This is a genomic window from Methylobacterium nigriterrae (assembly GCF_037106235.1).
GTDB classification, from domain to species: domain Bacteria; phylum Pseudomonadota; class Alphaproteobacteria; order Rhizobiales; family Beijerinckiaceae; genus Methylobacterium; species Methylobacterium nigriterrae.
In genome coordinates this window covers 1-252 of the sequence record NZ_JBAWTG010001058.1, presented here as the reverse complement: position 1 = coordinate 252, position 252 = coordinate 1, and the positions used below count along the sequence as shown (strand labels likewise).

1 pseudogene is annotated in these 252 nt (G+C 76.6%); it reads right to left on the bottom strand.

The window, feature by feature from the left end:
- Positions 1-252 (bottom strand): annotated as a pseudogene (locus WDW90_RS40225) (lipopolysaccharide biosynthesis protein); the annotation flags it as partial.

The window sequence follows — 252 nt, the reverse complement described above, 5'->3', positions numbered from 1 at the left end:
CCGATCACCTGGCCGCGCGCGTCCCGGACGCCCTGCAGCCGCGCCTTGGCCTCGGCCGTGCGCGTGCGGGCCGCGACGACCCGCGCGGTGCTCTCGGTGAGCTGCTGCTCGCCGACGAGGCGGCCGCTCGACGCGATGAGCCCGTTCTCGGCCTTGAAGGCCTCGAGCCGCATGTCGGCCTTGGTCACGGCCTCGCGCAGGTCGTCGAGGCGCGAGCGCAACTCGCCGGAGGCCCGCTTGGCGGCCTCCGCG